This is a genomic window from Vasconcelosia minhoensis LEGE 07310, from assembly GCF_015207255.1.
GTDB classification, from domain to species: domain Bacteria; phylum Cyanobacteriota; class Cyanobacteriia; order Phormidesmidales; family Phormidesmidaceae; genus Vasconcelosia; species Vasconcelosia minhoensis.
On the sequence record NZ_JADEXG010000007.1, the window covers coordinates 70,507 to 85,131 of the forward strand.

General features: G+C 58.6%; 12 protein-coding genes. 10 read left to right on the top strand and 2 right to left on the bottom strand.

The window, feature by feature from the left end:
* The first annotated feature begins 132 nt into the window (after positions 1-132).
* Positions 133-1,338, top strand: a complete 1,206-nt coding sequence (locus tag IQ241_RS04730; RefSeq protein WP_193905269.1) for a phosphoglycerate kinase — start codon at positions 133-135, stop codon at positions 1,336-1,338.
* Positions 1,339-1,442: 104 nt separating this feature from the next.
* Positions 1,443-2,636 (top strand): class I SAM-dependent methyltransferase, encoded by a 1,194-nt coding sequence (locus tag IQ241_RS04735; RefSeq protein WP_193905270.1) that lies wholly within the window; start codon positions 1,443-1,445, stop codon positions 2,634-2,636.
* Between the two features lie 28 nt (positions 2,637-2,664).
* Here IQ241_RS04735 and IQ241_RS04740 read toward each other — a convergent pair whose 3' ends face one another.
* Complete coding sequence (locus IQ241_RS04740; protein ID WP_193905271.1) at positions 2,665-6,042, bottom strand: response regulator; 3,378 nt, start codon at positions 6,040-6,042, stop codon at positions 2,665-2,667.
* Positions 6,043-6,125: 83 nt separating this feature from the next.
* On the opposite strand from IQ241_RS04740, the gene IQ241_RS04745 reads away from it, so the two are divergent.
* On the top strand, positions 6,126-6,788 hold the full coding sequence (locus IQ241_RS04745) for a GNAT family N-acetyltransferase (RefSeq protein WP_228021383.1): 663 nt from the start codon (positions 6,126-6,128) through the stop codon (positions 6,786-6,788).
* Positions 6,789-7,019: 231 nt separating this feature from the next.
* Complete coding sequence (locus IQ241_RS25405; protein ID WP_228021384.1) at positions 7,020-7,679, top strand: hypothetical protein; 660 nt, start codon at positions 7,020-7,022, stop codon at positions 7,677-7,679.
* Here IQ241_RS25405 and IQ241_RS04755 read toward each other — a convergent pair.
* Positions 7,657-8,832 carry a histidinol-phosphate transaminase gene (locus tag IQ241_RS04755; protein ID WP_193905273.1) on the bottom strand — a complete coding sequence of 392 codons (1,176 nt, stop codon included), beginning with the start codon at positions 8,830-8,832 and terminating at the stop codon, positions 7,657-7,659. The genes IQ241_RS25405 and IQ241_RS04755 overlap by 23 nt on opposite strands.
* 162 nt (positions 8,833-8,994) lie before the next feature.
* Between IQ241_RS04755 and leuB the strand changes: the two genes are divergently transcribed.
* From leuB to IQ241_RS04785, 6 genes are all read left to right on the top strand, one after another.
* The gene (gene leuB / locus IQ241_RS04760; protein WP_193905274.1) at positions 8,995-10,095 is read left to right on the top strand and encodes a 3-isopropylmalate dehydrogenase; all 1,101 of its coding nucleotides are present in this window, start codon (positions 8,995-8,997) and stop codon (positions 10,093-10,095) included.
* A 186-nt stretch (positions 10,096-10,281) separates the two neighbouring features.
* A complete protein-coding gene (locus IQ241_RS04765; RefSeq protein WP_193905305.1) occupies positions 10,282-10,539 on the top strand; it encodes a hypothetical protein in 258 nt (85 codons plus the stop codon).
* 99 nt (positions 10,540-10,638) lie between these two features.
* The gene (locus tag IQ241_RS04770) at positions 10,639-11,430 is read left to right on the top strand and encodes a prepilin peptidase (RefSeq protein WP_228021386.1); all 792 of its coding nucleotides are present in this window, start codon (positions 10,639-10,641) and stop codon (positions 11,428-11,430) included.
* Positions 11,431-11,621: 191 nt separating this feature from the next.
* Positions 11,622-12,590 (top strand): acetyl-CoA carboxylase, carboxyltransferase subunit beta, encoded by a 969-nt coding sequence (gene accD / locus IQ241_RS04775; protein WP_193905276.1) that lies wholly within the window; start codon positions 11,622-11,624, stop codon positions 12,588-12,590.
* Positions 12,591-12,837: 247 nt separating this feature from the next.
* The gene (gene psbV, locus IQ241_RS04780; protein WP_193905277.1) at positions 12,838-13,332 is read left to right on the top strand and encodes a photosystem II cytochrome c-550; all 495 of its coding nucleotides are present in this window, start codon (positions 12,838-12,840) and stop codon (positions 13,330-13,332) included.
* Positions 13,333-13,414: 82 nt separating this feature from the next.
* Positions 13,415-14,620, top strand: coding sequence for an extracellular solute-binding protein (locus IQ241_RS04785; RefSeq protein ID WP_193905278.1), 1,206 nt, complete (start codon positions 13,415-13,417; stop codon positions 14,618-14,620).
* Positions 14,621-14,625: the final 5 nt, after the last annotated feature.

The following is a 14,625-nucleotide window of genomic DNA, read 5'->3' on the forward strand; positions in this document are numbered from 1 at the left end:
GACGCCGGAGCGACACCCAACTCACTGAGTGAACGCTTTGAATGCTCTGAGATCTAGGATAGACAAGCTTTATCCGACTTAGGGACGGGGCGGACATACTTAAAAAAAATTTTCATTGGGAGGGTTATTTCCGTGGCCAAAAAAACGCTGGCAGACCTATCGGCATCTGATGTTTCGGGTAAGCGGGTCTTAGTTAGGGCTGATTTCAACGTGCCGATTGACGACCAGGGCAAAATTACTGACGACACCCGCATTCGAGCGGCGCTGCCAACGATTCAGGACCTGACCGAGAAAGGCGCCAAAGTCATTCTCTGTAGCCACTTTGGCCGACCCAAGGGAAAAGTGGTTGAGGGCATGCGGCTGACGCCGGTGGCCGAGCGCCTGTCAGAGCTGCTGGGCCAGACCGTCGTCAAGTGCGACGACTGCGTTGGGGATGACGTCGCGGCAAAGCTCAGCGAGCTGCAAAACGGTCAGGTGGCACTGCTGGAAAACGTACGTTTTTACGAAGGCGAAACCAGTAACGATCCGGAATTTGCTAAGCAGCTGGCCTCAGTCGCCGACCTCTACGTCAACGATGCCTTCGGCACCGCCCACCGCGCCCACGCTTCGACAGCTGGCGTCACCCAGTACCTCAGCCCGGCGGTCGGTGGTTTTCTGATCGGCAAAGAGCTGAAATATCTGCAAAATGCCGTCGAAAATCCCCAGCGTCCCCTGGCCGCAATTATTGGCGGGTCGAAGGTATCCTCTAAAATTGGCGTGATTGAGACGCTGATTGAGAAGGTCGATAAGCTGCTGATCGGCGGCGGTATGATCTTTACCTTTTACAAGGCTCGCGGCCTCAGCGTCGGCGATTCGCTAGTGGAAGCAGACAAGCTAGAGCTGGCCAAAGCCCTGGAAGCTAAGGCCAAGGAGCAAGGAGTTGACCTGCTGCTGCCGACCGACGTTGTCGTTGCGGACAGCTTTGCTGCCGATGCCCAGGCCCAGACCGTCAGCGTTGAAAACATTCCCGACGGCTGGATGGGCCTCGACATTGGGCCGGATTCGATCCAGGTCTTTCAATCGGCGCTGAAGTCCTGCAAGAGTGCAATCTGGAATGGACCCATGGGGGTATTTGAGTTTGACCAGTTCGCTAAGGGAACAGAAGCGATCGCGCATACCCTGGCCGACCTAACCGACAGCGGCTGCATCACCATTATCGGCGGCGGCGACTCGGTGGCAGCAGTCGAAAAGGTCGGCGTCGCCAGCAAGATGAGCCATATCTCCACCGGCGGCGGCGCTAGCCTAGAGCTGCTGGAAGGTAAGGAGCTACCGGGCATTACTGCCCTCGACGATGCCTAGTCGGTCAGCTTGAAAGCTGAATCGTCTATCACCGTTTGACTGAAAGAAAGGGCATAGATTTCTATGCCCTTTCGCCGTTTTGAATCCTTTCATCCCAGCTACGCATGACCGCTGACACCCTCACCCAAACCCTCGTTCAGCGCATTCAGCAGTCGCCCCAGCAGCAGATTTCCTTCGCCGACTTCATGGCGCTAGCCCTCTACCACCCGCAGCAGGGCTACTACTCCACTCGCGACGCCGTTATCGGGCCCCAGGGCGACTTCATCACCTCGCCGCATATGGGTCATGACTTTGGCGAGCTGCTGGCTGAACAGTTCGCTCAAATGTGGCAAATCCTGGGCCAGCCGCAGCCGTTTACGCTGGTCGAAATGGGAGCTGGTCAGGGTCTGGTCGCAGCGGATGTCTTTGCCTATCTCCAGCGCCAGCATCCAGCCTGCTTTGCAGCCCTGCAATATATCGTGGTCGAAAAGTCGGCAGCGCTGCGGGCGGCACAGCAGCAGCGGCTACGGCCCTGGGCAGAGCAGGGAAAGCTGAGCTGGTGCGAACTAACCCAGCTATCTGCCGATTCAATCACCGGCTGTGCCTTTTCCAACGAGCTGGTAGACGCCTTTCCGGTGCACTGGGTTGAGCTGCACGCGGGTCAGCTGTGGGAAGTTTACGTGGCTACCGACGGCGCAACGCCCTTCAAGCCAGTGCTCCAGCCTGCTAGTCAGCCGCTTAAAGCCTATTTCGAACGGCTGGGCATCGATTTCACCCAGGGCTACCCGGACGGATATCGCACCGAGGTCAACCTGGCCGCGTTGGACTGGCTCAGCGCGATCGCTGCTCGACTCCGACACGGCTACCTGCTGACGATCGACTACGGCTATCCGGCCCACCGCTACTACAGCCCGGCCCGTAACCAGGGCACGCTCCAATGCTACTCACGCCACCGCCATCACGACGATCCCTTCAGCGCCGTCGGCGAGCAGGATATTACGGCCCATGTCGATTTCACGACCCTGGAGCAGGCCGGCAAAGCAGCAGGTCTAAAAACAATTGGGTTTACTCAGCAGGGCCTGTTTCTGATGGCTTTGGGGCTGGGCGACCGGATAGCTGGGCTGTCTCAAGCCACCGTAGCCGACTCCCCGGCCATGCAGCAGCTCCTGCGCCGTCGAGGCGCCCTGCACCAGCTGATGAATCCCATGGGGTTGGGGAACTTTGGCGTTCTGGTTCAGAGCAAAGGTCTACTTTCAGAGGAAATGGCTCAGCCGCTCCAGGGACTGACCGTTCCGCCAATGGCGGGCTCAGCTGGATGAAACCGCGATCGCGGTGCTAGTCCACCCGTCAGTCCACCTTGATATCAACGCTGAAGGTCAGCACGGTTTCATCGATGCCCTTCAGCTTCAGCGGGCTGTGCTTGGCAATTTCAGCCTCGTCTAGGTAGTCGGCCACCGCCGCCGAAACCAGAATGCTTTCGGCGTCAGCGGCTTCCTGAATGCGGGCGGCAATGTTGACGGTAGGGCCAATCGCGGTGTAGTCGGCCCGCTCTGAGCTGCCAAACATACCGACTACCGCCGTCCCCTGGTGGATGCCGCAGCGGAACTGGACCGGGCCAATCTCCTGCTCAGCCCAGCGGGCATTCAGCCCTTCTAGTTCGGTATACATCTGCCGAGCCGCCGCGATCGCGCGTCTGACCTGCTCGTTCGGGCTGAGGTCCTCTGGCGCGCCAAACATCGCCACCACCGCATCGCCCATGAACTTATCCACCGTACCGCCATTGTTGAAAATAGCCCGGGTCATGGCTTCTAAGTATTCATTCAGGAGTTCGGCCACTCGGCGAGATCGCAGCGTATTCGAGAGCTGGGTAAAGCCCACGATGTCGCTGAACAAAATAGTCACCAGCCTGGGCTCTGGCCGCAGGTCGAGCATCAGGTCGCCCTTGCCCGCCTTTTTGACCAGGGCCGGGGGGAGAAACCGCTGCAAGACCGACTCGGTGAGGTAGCGGTTGAGTTCGGCTACCCGTCGCTCATTCGCCTTTAGTGCCAGCAGGTTGCGCACCTCGGCCAGCAGCTCACGGTCGTTGAACGGCTTTGAGAGATAGGCATCGGCCCCCTGCTCGACCCCTTCCAAGCGGGTTTCGCTATCGACTTTGGCCGTGAGCAGAATGATCGGCGTTCCCTGCAAGTCGGGATTGCGGCGAATTCGCTGAATCAGCTCCAGGCCAGAGACTCCCGGCATCATCAGGTCGGTAATGATCAGATCGGGCTGATACGACTCGGCCAGCTCTAGCCCCGCTGACCCCTGATTAGCCGTGCGCACTAGATAGCCCTGGCGCTGCAGCACGCTGGAGACATAGGTGCGCAGATCGGGATTGTCATCGACGACCAGCAGCTGCGCACCGACAAAGGTGGCTGGGGTACTCTCCGCCAGCGGCGGCAGCTCTGCCGGCGCCTGGTCACAGGCCGATTCCGTTTCGATATCGGCCAGCTCTACGGCGGCGCGGCCCTGGTCCAGCCCCGCGACCTGCTCCACCACCTGCTCTGGCGGCAGATGGCCCGCGCCCAGGGGCAGCTCGATCGTAAAGGTCGTGCCTTCACCGTAGATCGAGTCCACGGTGACCTGACCGCCGTGTAGCTCTGACAGCTCTTTCACCAGGGAAAGCCCTAGGCCGGTGCCCTCGTAGCGCCGGTTGGCCGATCCGTCGGCCTGGCGGAACCGCTCAAACAGGTGGGGAATCTGGTCCTCCCGAATCCCGATGCCGGTATCCTGCACCTGGAGCCGACAGCGCTCGCCATAGAGCGTTAGCCTGACCGTAATCGACTGGCCAGCCGGCGTAAACTTCATCGCGTTAGACAGCAGGTTATAGAGCACCTTGTCGAACTTTTCCAAATCGAGATAGACCTGAACATCGGGCTGAATTTCCGTCAGCAGGGTAATTTCCTTGCGCTCGCAGTAGGTCTGGAAGGACTCCACGACCTCTTCGGCAAAGCGAGCCAGGTTGCAGGGCCGGAAGGTGGACTGCATCCGACCGGCATCTAGCCGCTGCAGGTCGAGCAGCTGGTTGACCAGGCGCAGCAGCCGCCGCGAGTTACGCAGGGCAATGACCGACTGCTCGTAGTTCAACCCCTCCTGGCGTTCCACCGCAGACTCCAGCGGCCCGATGGTCAGGGTGAGCGGGGTGCGAAACTCGTGGGAGATATTCTGGAAGAAAGCGGTTTTCTGCTCATCTAGCTCCAGCAGCTGCTCGGCCTGCTGTCGTGTGGTCTGGTAGAGATGGCCCTGCTGCACCGCGATCGCGGCCTGATGCGCCACCGCCCGCACAAAGTTGACCTCATCGGTCTGCCAGTGCCGGGGCTGCGTCACCTGCCTTAAGGTAATACTGCCGATAATTTTGCCCTCGATCAGCAGCGGCACAATCAGCAATGCCCAGGCGGTCGAGTGCAGCGATAGCGTATCGTTAATCACTTCTGGCTGCTCACAGGTGTTGTCAATCACGACGGGCTCTCGAACCTCCAGCAGCTTCTGAAGCACGGGGTTGTGGGCGATGGTCGTATGGGAGTTGGGCAGCGGGTCGGCCGGAGCGGGCGCGATCGCATCTGGGTCCAAGGCATCGTAAAGGCCCACGCACTGAACGAACTGATCCTGCTCGGTCCAGAGCGACAGAGCGCAGCTATCGACCTGGAGTGCCTGCCCCAGCTGCTGGGTAATCGCAGCAAAAATCTCTTTCGGGTCGAGGCTGACGTGAATGGCTTGGGTAATCGTATTAATCAGCACCTCTCGCTGAGCCAGAGACTGCACCCGTTCATAGGTCCAGGTCTGCGACAGGGCCAGGGCCGCCTGCCCGGCTAGGGTTGTCAGCAGCCGGATCTGACTCTCATCCCAGGGCCGTTCCTGACGCGCTTGATGCAGCGCTAACACCGCCATTAGCTCCTGCTTGCAGAGCAGCGGCACGACGATGCTAGAGCGAATACCCAGGGCCTGATAGACCGCCAGTCTGGGATCGTTAGCCAGACTTTCATCGGGGTCTAGAATCTCAATCTGCTGGGTTTCCCAGACGGTTTGGGCCAGCTGGTCGAGCAGTTGAGGCTCTGATTCAGCCGAGTCAGCGCTGTAGGCAAATGAGGACTGCTTTAGATCGACCGCATAGAACGGCTTGATCACGCAGTAATCCACTTCAAAGGCAGATCCCAGCGTTTCAGCGATGGTTTGCAGCATCTGCTGGGAGGTTTGGGCACTGCGAATTGTCTGGGTTACCGCATTCAGCAACGTTTCCTGCCGCAGTACCCGATTCAGCTCCTGGGTTCGCGCCTGCAGTACGTTGTGGGTGTCAACGGCCTGCTGCACTACGGCCTTGAGCTCGACCTCTTCCCAAGGCTTGGTGACATATTTGAACACCTTGCCCTGGTTAATGGCGTCTACCAGGTCTTCGACGTCGGTATAGCCGGTCAGCATGATCCGAATCAGACTGGGGTACCGGTCCGCCGTCAGCCGCAGCAGCTCTGTGCCGCTCATCCCGGGCATCCGCTGGTCGGAAATAATCACTGCAATATCGGGTTGCTCCTCTAGAGCAGCGAGGGCGGCCTGCCCGCTCTCGGCCCGCAGCACCTTGAAATCTCGATAAAAGGTACGATAGAGCAAATCCAAATTATCGGGTTCGTCATCGACCACTAAAATTTTGGGTTTGGCCGCGGTTCTCCGCTGATGGCGCTCCTGAACTACCATGCACAAACTCTTACTCCGGCCGGGAACGTCAACATTAACAGCAGCTATCAATCAGCATACACACGGTCTAGCACTCATTCAGGATGCCCTCCCTCCCTCAGTTCTCTACCATGTCTGCGGTCAATCAAAATATCCCCGCTGCTTCGCAGCCGGAAGGGATCTATCAGACGCGGTTGGCGAACGTAGCCGATTTGCCACAGCTAGTCGAAGTCCTGAGCACTAGCTTTTACCCAGCTTCGCTATTGAATCACTGGTTTTATTGGGTAATGAAACTTGGACTGCATGAAGATTTGAAGCGGCGCCTCCAGTCTTCCAACCCTCGCTACCGCTGCCTAGTGGCGGTTCGCTCCGGGGGGGTAACCGCTGACCGAGACACTCCTAGCATCGGTTTGACCGGTCAAACCGGTCAAACCGATCGGCAAGTAGCTGGGACGGTTGAAATTTCTTTCCGGCCCTGCCAGGCATGGCGGCTCTTCCCACCGCATCGGCTATACCTTTCAAACTTAGCCGTGCGCCCTGACTGCCGGCGCACAGGCGTGGCGCAGCAGCTGCTCGCGACCTGCGAGCAGATTGCGACTGAATGGGGCTGCTACGAGCTCTATCTACATGTGATGGAAAACAACGAAGCAGCTCAAAGCCTCTATCGAAAGAACGGATATCAGCGTTGTGAAGTCGGCAATCCGGTGCTGGCAGCGCTGGGATTACGGCCTAAGCAGCTGCTACTGTCTAAGCAAATTTTGAGCTAAAATTTAGACCCCATGCCTGTGAATACCGATGATTTAAAGCTGCTTAGATGGCCGCTCTGGTCACATTGAGATTGTGTGTACTCCCGATAAGTCCGTAGCGCTGTCTTTAAAGAATAGATAAAAAACAAGAACTTTTCTAACATTGCTCGCGAAACCATAGCAAATTGGGGAGTAATAAACCTGCAATCTGTAGGCGTAGCCGTTAGACGCTCTAGAATGTGCTCTAAGATCATGGATGCTCTTCCTTCTCTGTGTTCCTCCGTCGATCGGGTAATCAGCCGTTCTCGAACCGCCCAGCCCACCCTCAAGTTCGCTCGATTCACTTTGCCAAGCTCACACGCGATTACCCAGGAAGCCGCTGCCAGCAACGATGCCAGCAATAGTGCTCGTGACCCGGTCGATGCGGCTGCGCCGCTTTCTACTGCGGCTGGGTCGGCCCCTACCTTCTCTGGAGAGCCGCAGTCGGCAGAAATTTGGCAAAAGATCCAGGATGGCGACCTGTGGATGGTGAACAGCCGCCGCCGCAATGGCATTATTATTCTGCGTGAATTCCATGCTGAGTTTGCTGGGCCAGGCGCCGCTGTCGGCAGCACCCTCGATGATGGCTGCCGGGCAATTATCCCGATTGGCAATTTATCGCTAGTCAAGCCCGAGTCCCATGAGGCTTATCAAAATGCTTTGAAGATTCGCCTACAGTGGATCCGGCTAACCCAGAATTTTACCGACCAGCCGCGGCCCGCTGACCGAGCTCAGATGATTTTAGAGCAGTTCAAAACCTACTTTGACCAGCAGACGGTTGACCAGGTGCCGAATGAAGCCTTTGCCCTGCTGGTTGGGGTGACACCGCAGACCATCCTAAGAGTCCGGGCTAAGTCTGGCTGGCGCCGCTAGCAGCAGGGCGATGAGCGGTCGGGTCGGTCAGCAGTTCCTGAAAGTGACGCATCGTCCGCTGGTTTTCGAGCTCCGTCCCAATGCTGACCCGCAAACCGCCACCGGTATGGCGCACTAGGGTTCCCCGGTCAAGCAGCTGTTCAAACAGGCGCTGTTGGCCAACAGCAGAACTATCTGTGCCCAGCGATCGCAGGCCGCGATCGCTGGGTCGCAGGTAGATAAAATTGCTCTGGCTGGGCCAAAGGCGCAGTTCGGGCTGTTGAGCCAGCGCGGTAAACAGGCGTTCGCGCGAATCTAGCAGGGACGGGATCTGAGCCAGCAGGCGATTGCGCTCAGCCAGGGCAGCCAGGCCCGCCGCCTGAGAAAAGCTAGGCAGGTTATAGGGCAGCCGAATTTTTTCCAGGGCGGCAATCAGCGGCGGCTGGGCAATCGCGTAGCCGAGCCGATGGGCCGCCAACCGAAACGCCTTGGAAAATGTCCGCAGTACCACCCAGTTCGGCCGGGCCAGCGCTGCTGCGACCGTCGTCTGCTGGCTAAACTCGAAATAGGCCTCATCGACTACGACCAGTATGTCTGAGGGAAGCTGCTCCAGCCAGGCCCGTTCTGCCGCAGTGAGGGCATTGCCAGTAGGCGAGTTGGGGTGAACCGCAAATACGACCCGAATCGGCGGTTCCGACTGAGTCGCGATCGCCCGCTCTGCCGCCGCCAGATCGATCTCAAAGCGCTGTTCAGAACGGCCAACGCTCACCACTGGAATATCCAGCGTCTGGGCCAGGACGGCATACATTGAGAAGGTCGGCACTGCCACCAGAATAGCTCCGCGACGGCCCAGGCAGGTGGCGATTAGCAGCGACCGGATCAGCTCGTCCGAGCCGCTGCCGAGGGAGATATGGTCTGCATTGAGGTCGGCAGGACTGAGTCCTGCTGACTCGGCGACATAGGACAAGACAGCTGTTTTGAGGGCCTGGTGACTGCCGTCCGGATAGCGATTAGCCGAGATTTCATGGCGATAGCGCTGGCTTAGCGCCACCTTCAAGTCGTCTGGCAGATCCAGCGGATTCTCATTGGTGTCTAGCGGGTCGATCTGGGGGAGCGCGTGGGCCGGCTGCACATAGGCACCGAGCTCAGCCAGATCGGGACGAAGGAAAGCCATAGGTGCAAACGCAAATCAGAGAGTCATCTATTTATTATTGCTAAAAGCCGTGCCGTTAGGACAGCCCGGTCCGGCAACCCATCGTCTGTGCAGGCCAATTCCTGGGGTATGATAGTCAACCATTGATCTTCCAACATTCCCCTAGGTGATCCTCAAAGGGCTATGACAGAGCAATTTCGTATCGCCCTGCTGCCGGGTGACGGCATCGGTCCGGAAATCATGGCCGTAGCGGTAGCCGTGCTGGAGCAGGTCGGGCAGCTGTGCGACCTCAAATTCGAGTTTCGAGCAGCCCTGATCGGTGGCGCGGCCATCGATCAGACCGGCCAGCCGCTGCCGCCCGAGACCCTAGAGACCTGTCGCCAGAGCGACGCCGTCCTGCTAGCGGCAATTGGTGGCTACCAGTGGGATGCGCTACCGCGCCAGCAGCGGCCCGAAACCGGTCTGCTGGGGCTGAGGGCTGGGCTGGAGCTGTTTGCCAACCTGCGACCGGCCCGAATTTTACCTCAGCTGGTAGACGCCTCCTCACTGAAGCGGGAGGTGGTTGAGGGTGTCGATATCATGGTGGTACGAGAGCTGACAGGCGGCATCTATTTCGGCCAGCCCAAGGGAATTTTTACCACCGAGACGGGCCAGCAGCGGGGCGTCAACACCATGGCCTACAGTGCTGACGAAATCGACCGGATTGGCCGGGTTGCCTTTGAAACCGCCCGCCAACGGCAGGGGCGACTCTGCTCCGTAGATAAGGCGAATGTGCTGGAAGTCTCACAGCTCTGGCGCGATCGCATTACCGCTTTAGCATCTGATTACCCCGACGTCGAGCTCTCTCACCTCTACGTAGACAACGCCGCTATGCAGCTGCTGCGCTGGCCTAAGCAGTTCGATACGATCGTCACTGGCAATCTATTTGGCGACATCCTATCGGATGCCGCGGCCATGCTGACGGGTAGCATTGGGATGCTGCCGTCGGCCAGCGTAGGCGCATCGGGACCGGGACTGTTTGAACCCGTCCACGGCTCTGCCCCCGACATTGCAGGACAAGACCGGGCCAATCCGCTGGCCCAGGTGCTAAGTGCAGCTCTGCTGCTGCGCTATGGACTCCAGCAATCCGCTGCTGCCGACCGGATTGAGCGGGCGGTTTCGAGCCTGCTGGAGCAGGGCTATCGGACGGCTGACATCGCCGCTGCTGGTCAAACTGCCCTAGGCTGCCGGGCAATGGGTGAAGCACTTCAGCAGCAGCTAGCGACAGCACTGCCACAAAGCTGATGGCGGGGCTGATGGCGGGACGCCGGGGCGCTGCGGTGGGCCAACGGCCCCGAAAAGGTGCCCAAGAAGGTGTTAGTTGTTCGTAAATCAGTTACAGTCAAGCTAATGAATGGGGTATTTGCAACCGTGCAACCGTTACCGCAGCCTGAGCCCGGAATACCAGGAGCCTCTAGGGTTCCCAATACCATCCCGAGCAGTCCGCTAGGCAGTCCGCAGGGAGGCTTTCCAGAGACGCCGTCTCTGCTCGACCCAACCTTGCTCAAGGCTGCCCGACATATCTATCGCACCTTTTACGAGGTCCACCCGGAGGTCGTGCGGCGACCGATTGGGGTAGCGATTGGTCGGTCGACCCATCGGGGTAAGCTAATCTTCGGCGACAAGCCGGTGCTGCTGCCCCACGAGTGCTTTATTCCACTCAGTCAGATCGAGCCCGGGCTCCATTAGCCGCCGCCTAGGGTACCGACCGCAGCGAACGAAACCCGGCGCAAACAAGGCCCGGCGCAAACAGGGCTAGGTCGATTGGACATTTTACTGCCTGTCATATTGGTTTTTATCCTGGGTGCTGCCGTGGGCAGCTTCCTCAACGTCGTGATCTATCGGCTGCCGGCGGGGCTATCGCTGATCTACCCGCCCTCCCGCTGTCCTCGCTGCCACACTCGGCTGAAGCCCTACGATAATGTCCCGGTGCTAGGCTGGCTGTGGCTACGCGGTCGCTGCCGCTACTGCCGAGCTCCCATTGCCGGCCGCTATCCGCTGATTGAATTCATTACAGGCCTTTTGTTTGTATCGGTGCTGGGGCAGTTTGGCGGCGGGATAGAAATGCTAGGCTACTGGCTGCTCGTAAGCTGGCTGCTCGTTTTAGCCCTGATCGACCTGGATACGCTGACGCTGCCTGACCCCCTGACGATATCGGGACTCTGCCTGGGCTGGGGATTTCATGCTGCCCTAGCCTACACCCAAACGCAGACGTTGAGCGGCGGGCTGGCCGGGCTGATGACGGCAGTCGTTGCCAGCATCATCGGGCTCTGGCTGTTTGATAGTATCTCGGTTTTAGGTTCTATTCTGCTCGGTAAGACCGCCATGGGAGGCGGAGACGCCAAGCTGGCGGCGATGCTCGGCGCCTGGCTAGGCTGGCAAGGGCTGCTGCTGAGTACCTTTCTAGCAGCGGCGATTGGCGCGTTTGGCGGGGTGGGCGCGATCGCGCTAGGACAGCTCGACCGACAGCGGCGTATCCCCTTCGGCCCGATGCTGGTACTGGGTGCTTTAATTACGCTGTTCTATGGGAATTTGCTGATTCAAGCCTACTTGGGTCTATTTCTGCCGCCGGTGTCCTGATACTGGTAGCAGAAATAGGCGTTGCCGCAGTCTCAATCATCTATGATTTATCGCTCAGATTTAAAGTGAGTTAGGACAGCTGAGCCAGTAGGATAGGGGGGTAGCTGTCACCAGCAATCCAGATTGCCGACGTTAGAGCCTTAAGAGAAAGCTGGCTGGCAGGTTGAGTAGTGGGGTAGACAAAACCAGGTATGTCCCTATTTGACTGGTTTGCAAATCGGAGAAAGGCGAGTCCGATCAGCCAAGAACGCCAAGAGCGCGATATTGCCGATGGGCTCTGGACGAAGTGTGAACAATGTGGGGTCCTGGCCTACACCAGAGATCTGCGGGCAAATCAGCAGGTTTGTCCAGAGTGTGGTCATCACCATCGCATTTTCAGCGAAGAACGAATTTATCAGCTGATCGATGCCGATTCCTGGCAGCCGCTAGACCGGCAAATTATGCCCCAGGATCCGCTCCGCTTTCGAGATCGAAAGACTTACCACGACCGCCTTCGCGATACCCAGACCAAGACTCACCTCAGCGATGCCGTCCAAACGGGGCTCGGCCAGCTCAGCGGCGAGCCGGTGGCGCTGGGGGTGATGGACTTTCGCTTTATGGGCGGCAGCATGGGCTCGGTAGTCGGAGAAAAGCTCACCCGCCTGATTGAACGGGGCACAGCAGACCGCCTGCCAGTCGTGATTGTCTGCGCCTCCGGCGGAGCCCGCATGCAGGAGGGCATGCTCAGCCTGATGCAGATGGCAAAAATCTCGGCTGCGCTAGAACGGCATCGGGCAGCGCGCCTGCTCTATGTGCCGGTACTTTCCCATCCCACCACCGGTGGCGTGACGGCAAGCTTTGCCATGCTGGGCGATATTATCCTGGCTGAGCCCTCGGCCACGATTGGCTTTGCCGGTCGTCGAGTGGTCGAGCAGACGCTGCGCGAAAAGCTGCCAGAAGATTTCCAAACCGCTGAATTTTTACTCCACCACGGCTTTGTCGATCAGATTGTGCCGCGCACTCAGCTCAAGTCAATCCTGGCTCAGCTGATCCGGCTACATCGGCCGGTAACTTCGCTCAAGCCAGTCCAGTCGGCAGCTGACGATGCGGTTGAGCCGCTGCGCGCCCGACAGGCGCTGCGGCCGTCGCTGTTCGTTCCACAGGATTCGTCATCAGCCTAAGTCTATTGGTGCAGCTGTGCGCGCAGCGGCCCTAGGTAGCCTTTCGAATACGGGATATTCGAAAGGCCTTTGGGCGAACTTTGGGCGAATGAGCTGAGAATCGCTCCCATGGGATGGCCATTCAATGGCATGATGGAAGGAATAAGATGACTCAATTGATAGAAGCTACTGGCGTTGCTGTTGGGTTCTACGGTTATCTGAGTCAGGCTGTGTTGTGATTGACGAGCATTTAATAAAAAGGAGAACCATGTTTAAGAGATACATCTGGCTGGTGATAGCCACTGTATTTTTTATCAGCAACTTGTTTGTAGGTAACGCGATCGCGGCTGAGCTAGATGAGGCCACTCGGACAGTAAAGCTAAACGAACAGGGCGACACCGTTGTCCTATCCCTAGAACAAGTTGCTCGCGGTCGGAGGCTATTCAACTATGCCTGCGGCACCTGCCACGTCGGTGGCATCACAAAGACTAATCCCAACGTGGGGCTGGAGCCAGAGGCCCTAGCCGGGGCTTACCCTGAGCGCGACAATCTGACCGCGCTGGTCGATTATTTGTACAACCCCACGACCTACGACGGGCTTCAGGAAATTTCTGAGGTGCATCCTAGTATGAAGAGCACCGACCTCTATCCCAAGATGCGAAGCCTGACAGAAGACGACATCGAGGCGATCGCAGGCCATATTCTGCTCATGCCCAAGGTGATAGGAGATATGTGGGGCGCGGGCAAGACCCAAACTTTGTAAGCTGGGTCAGGAGATGGGCCATTGGCTCGTCCTGCCTACTTAGATTCATCAGCAGGGGATTGAGTACAGTCCCCTGTTTTCTATGGGAACCGCGATCGCACCCGCTGAAACCCACATGAAACGACGTACGCTCCTTTTAGGAGCAGCTAGCGCGGCGGCTGGCTCATTCCTATCCGCCTGTCGTCCTAGGACGGGTGCTGACTGGCGGACAAAAATCTTAGCCGGTTCGGTACCGGACCAGGTCCTGCGCAAATTTAGCCAAGCGCATCGAGAATCTCAGCTGGCGTTTAGCAGCGAGCCCCAAATTCTGGACCTGTTTGAGCAACTTCAGAATTGGCAGCAGCCGCCCCAACCCCAAACCTCACCCTGGCAGCGTCTGCTGCCCTGGCGGCAGGCAGCAGGCATCCCAACCCCCGCGGCCCTGGTTACTTTGGGCGACTATTGGCTACAGTCGGCGATTGAGCAGGCTTTGATTCAGCCGCTGGCCCTCGCCGACTCTACCTCCTGGCAGCGCTTGCCGCCACGCTGGCAGCAGCTGGTAAAACGCAATTCTCAAGGCCTTTTAGCTGAGACAGGCGCTATCTGGGGTGCGCCCTACCGCATTCAGAGTCTGGCCATTGCCTATCGTCCGGGACCCTTTCTGGCGCCAAACTGGCAGCCGATGCACTGGTCTGATCTCTGGCTGCCGGAACTGAGCCGACGCATTGCCCTACCCGATCATCCTCGGGTAGCAATCGGCCTGGCCCAAACTATTCTGGGACATTCGATCAACGACAGCGACTCCCTGGCGCGACCCGAAGTTAGGGAGCAGTTCAAAGCGCTGCACCGACAGGTCAAAGTCTATGATTCGCAGACTTATCTAAAGGCGTTGCTCAATGACGACATCTGGCTAGCAGTCGGCTGGTCTGGCGATATCCTGGCAGCCACCGCTCGCTACCCCAGCATCAGGGCCTTGATCCCGCCCGAAGGGACCCTTTTGGCGGCGGATATCTGGGTGCAGCCCAAGCAGCAGGCCGACACCGAGGCCGAGAAGCTCAGCCGAGACTGGATTGAATTCTGCTGGCAGCGCCCGGTTGCGACTCAGCTGTCCCTATCCAGCCACGGCATTTCACCCGTCTTTGTCGAAGCGGCTGATGCGGACGTTCCCCCACTACTGCCTGATTTATTAGTCAATCAGCCAATGCTGCTCAATCCTGACATTGCCCAGCGGAGCGAGCTAATTCAGCCACTGCCCGCCGCCGCCCAAGCCGCCTACTGGCAGCTCTGGCAGCAGACTCGCCAGGCATGATTTCA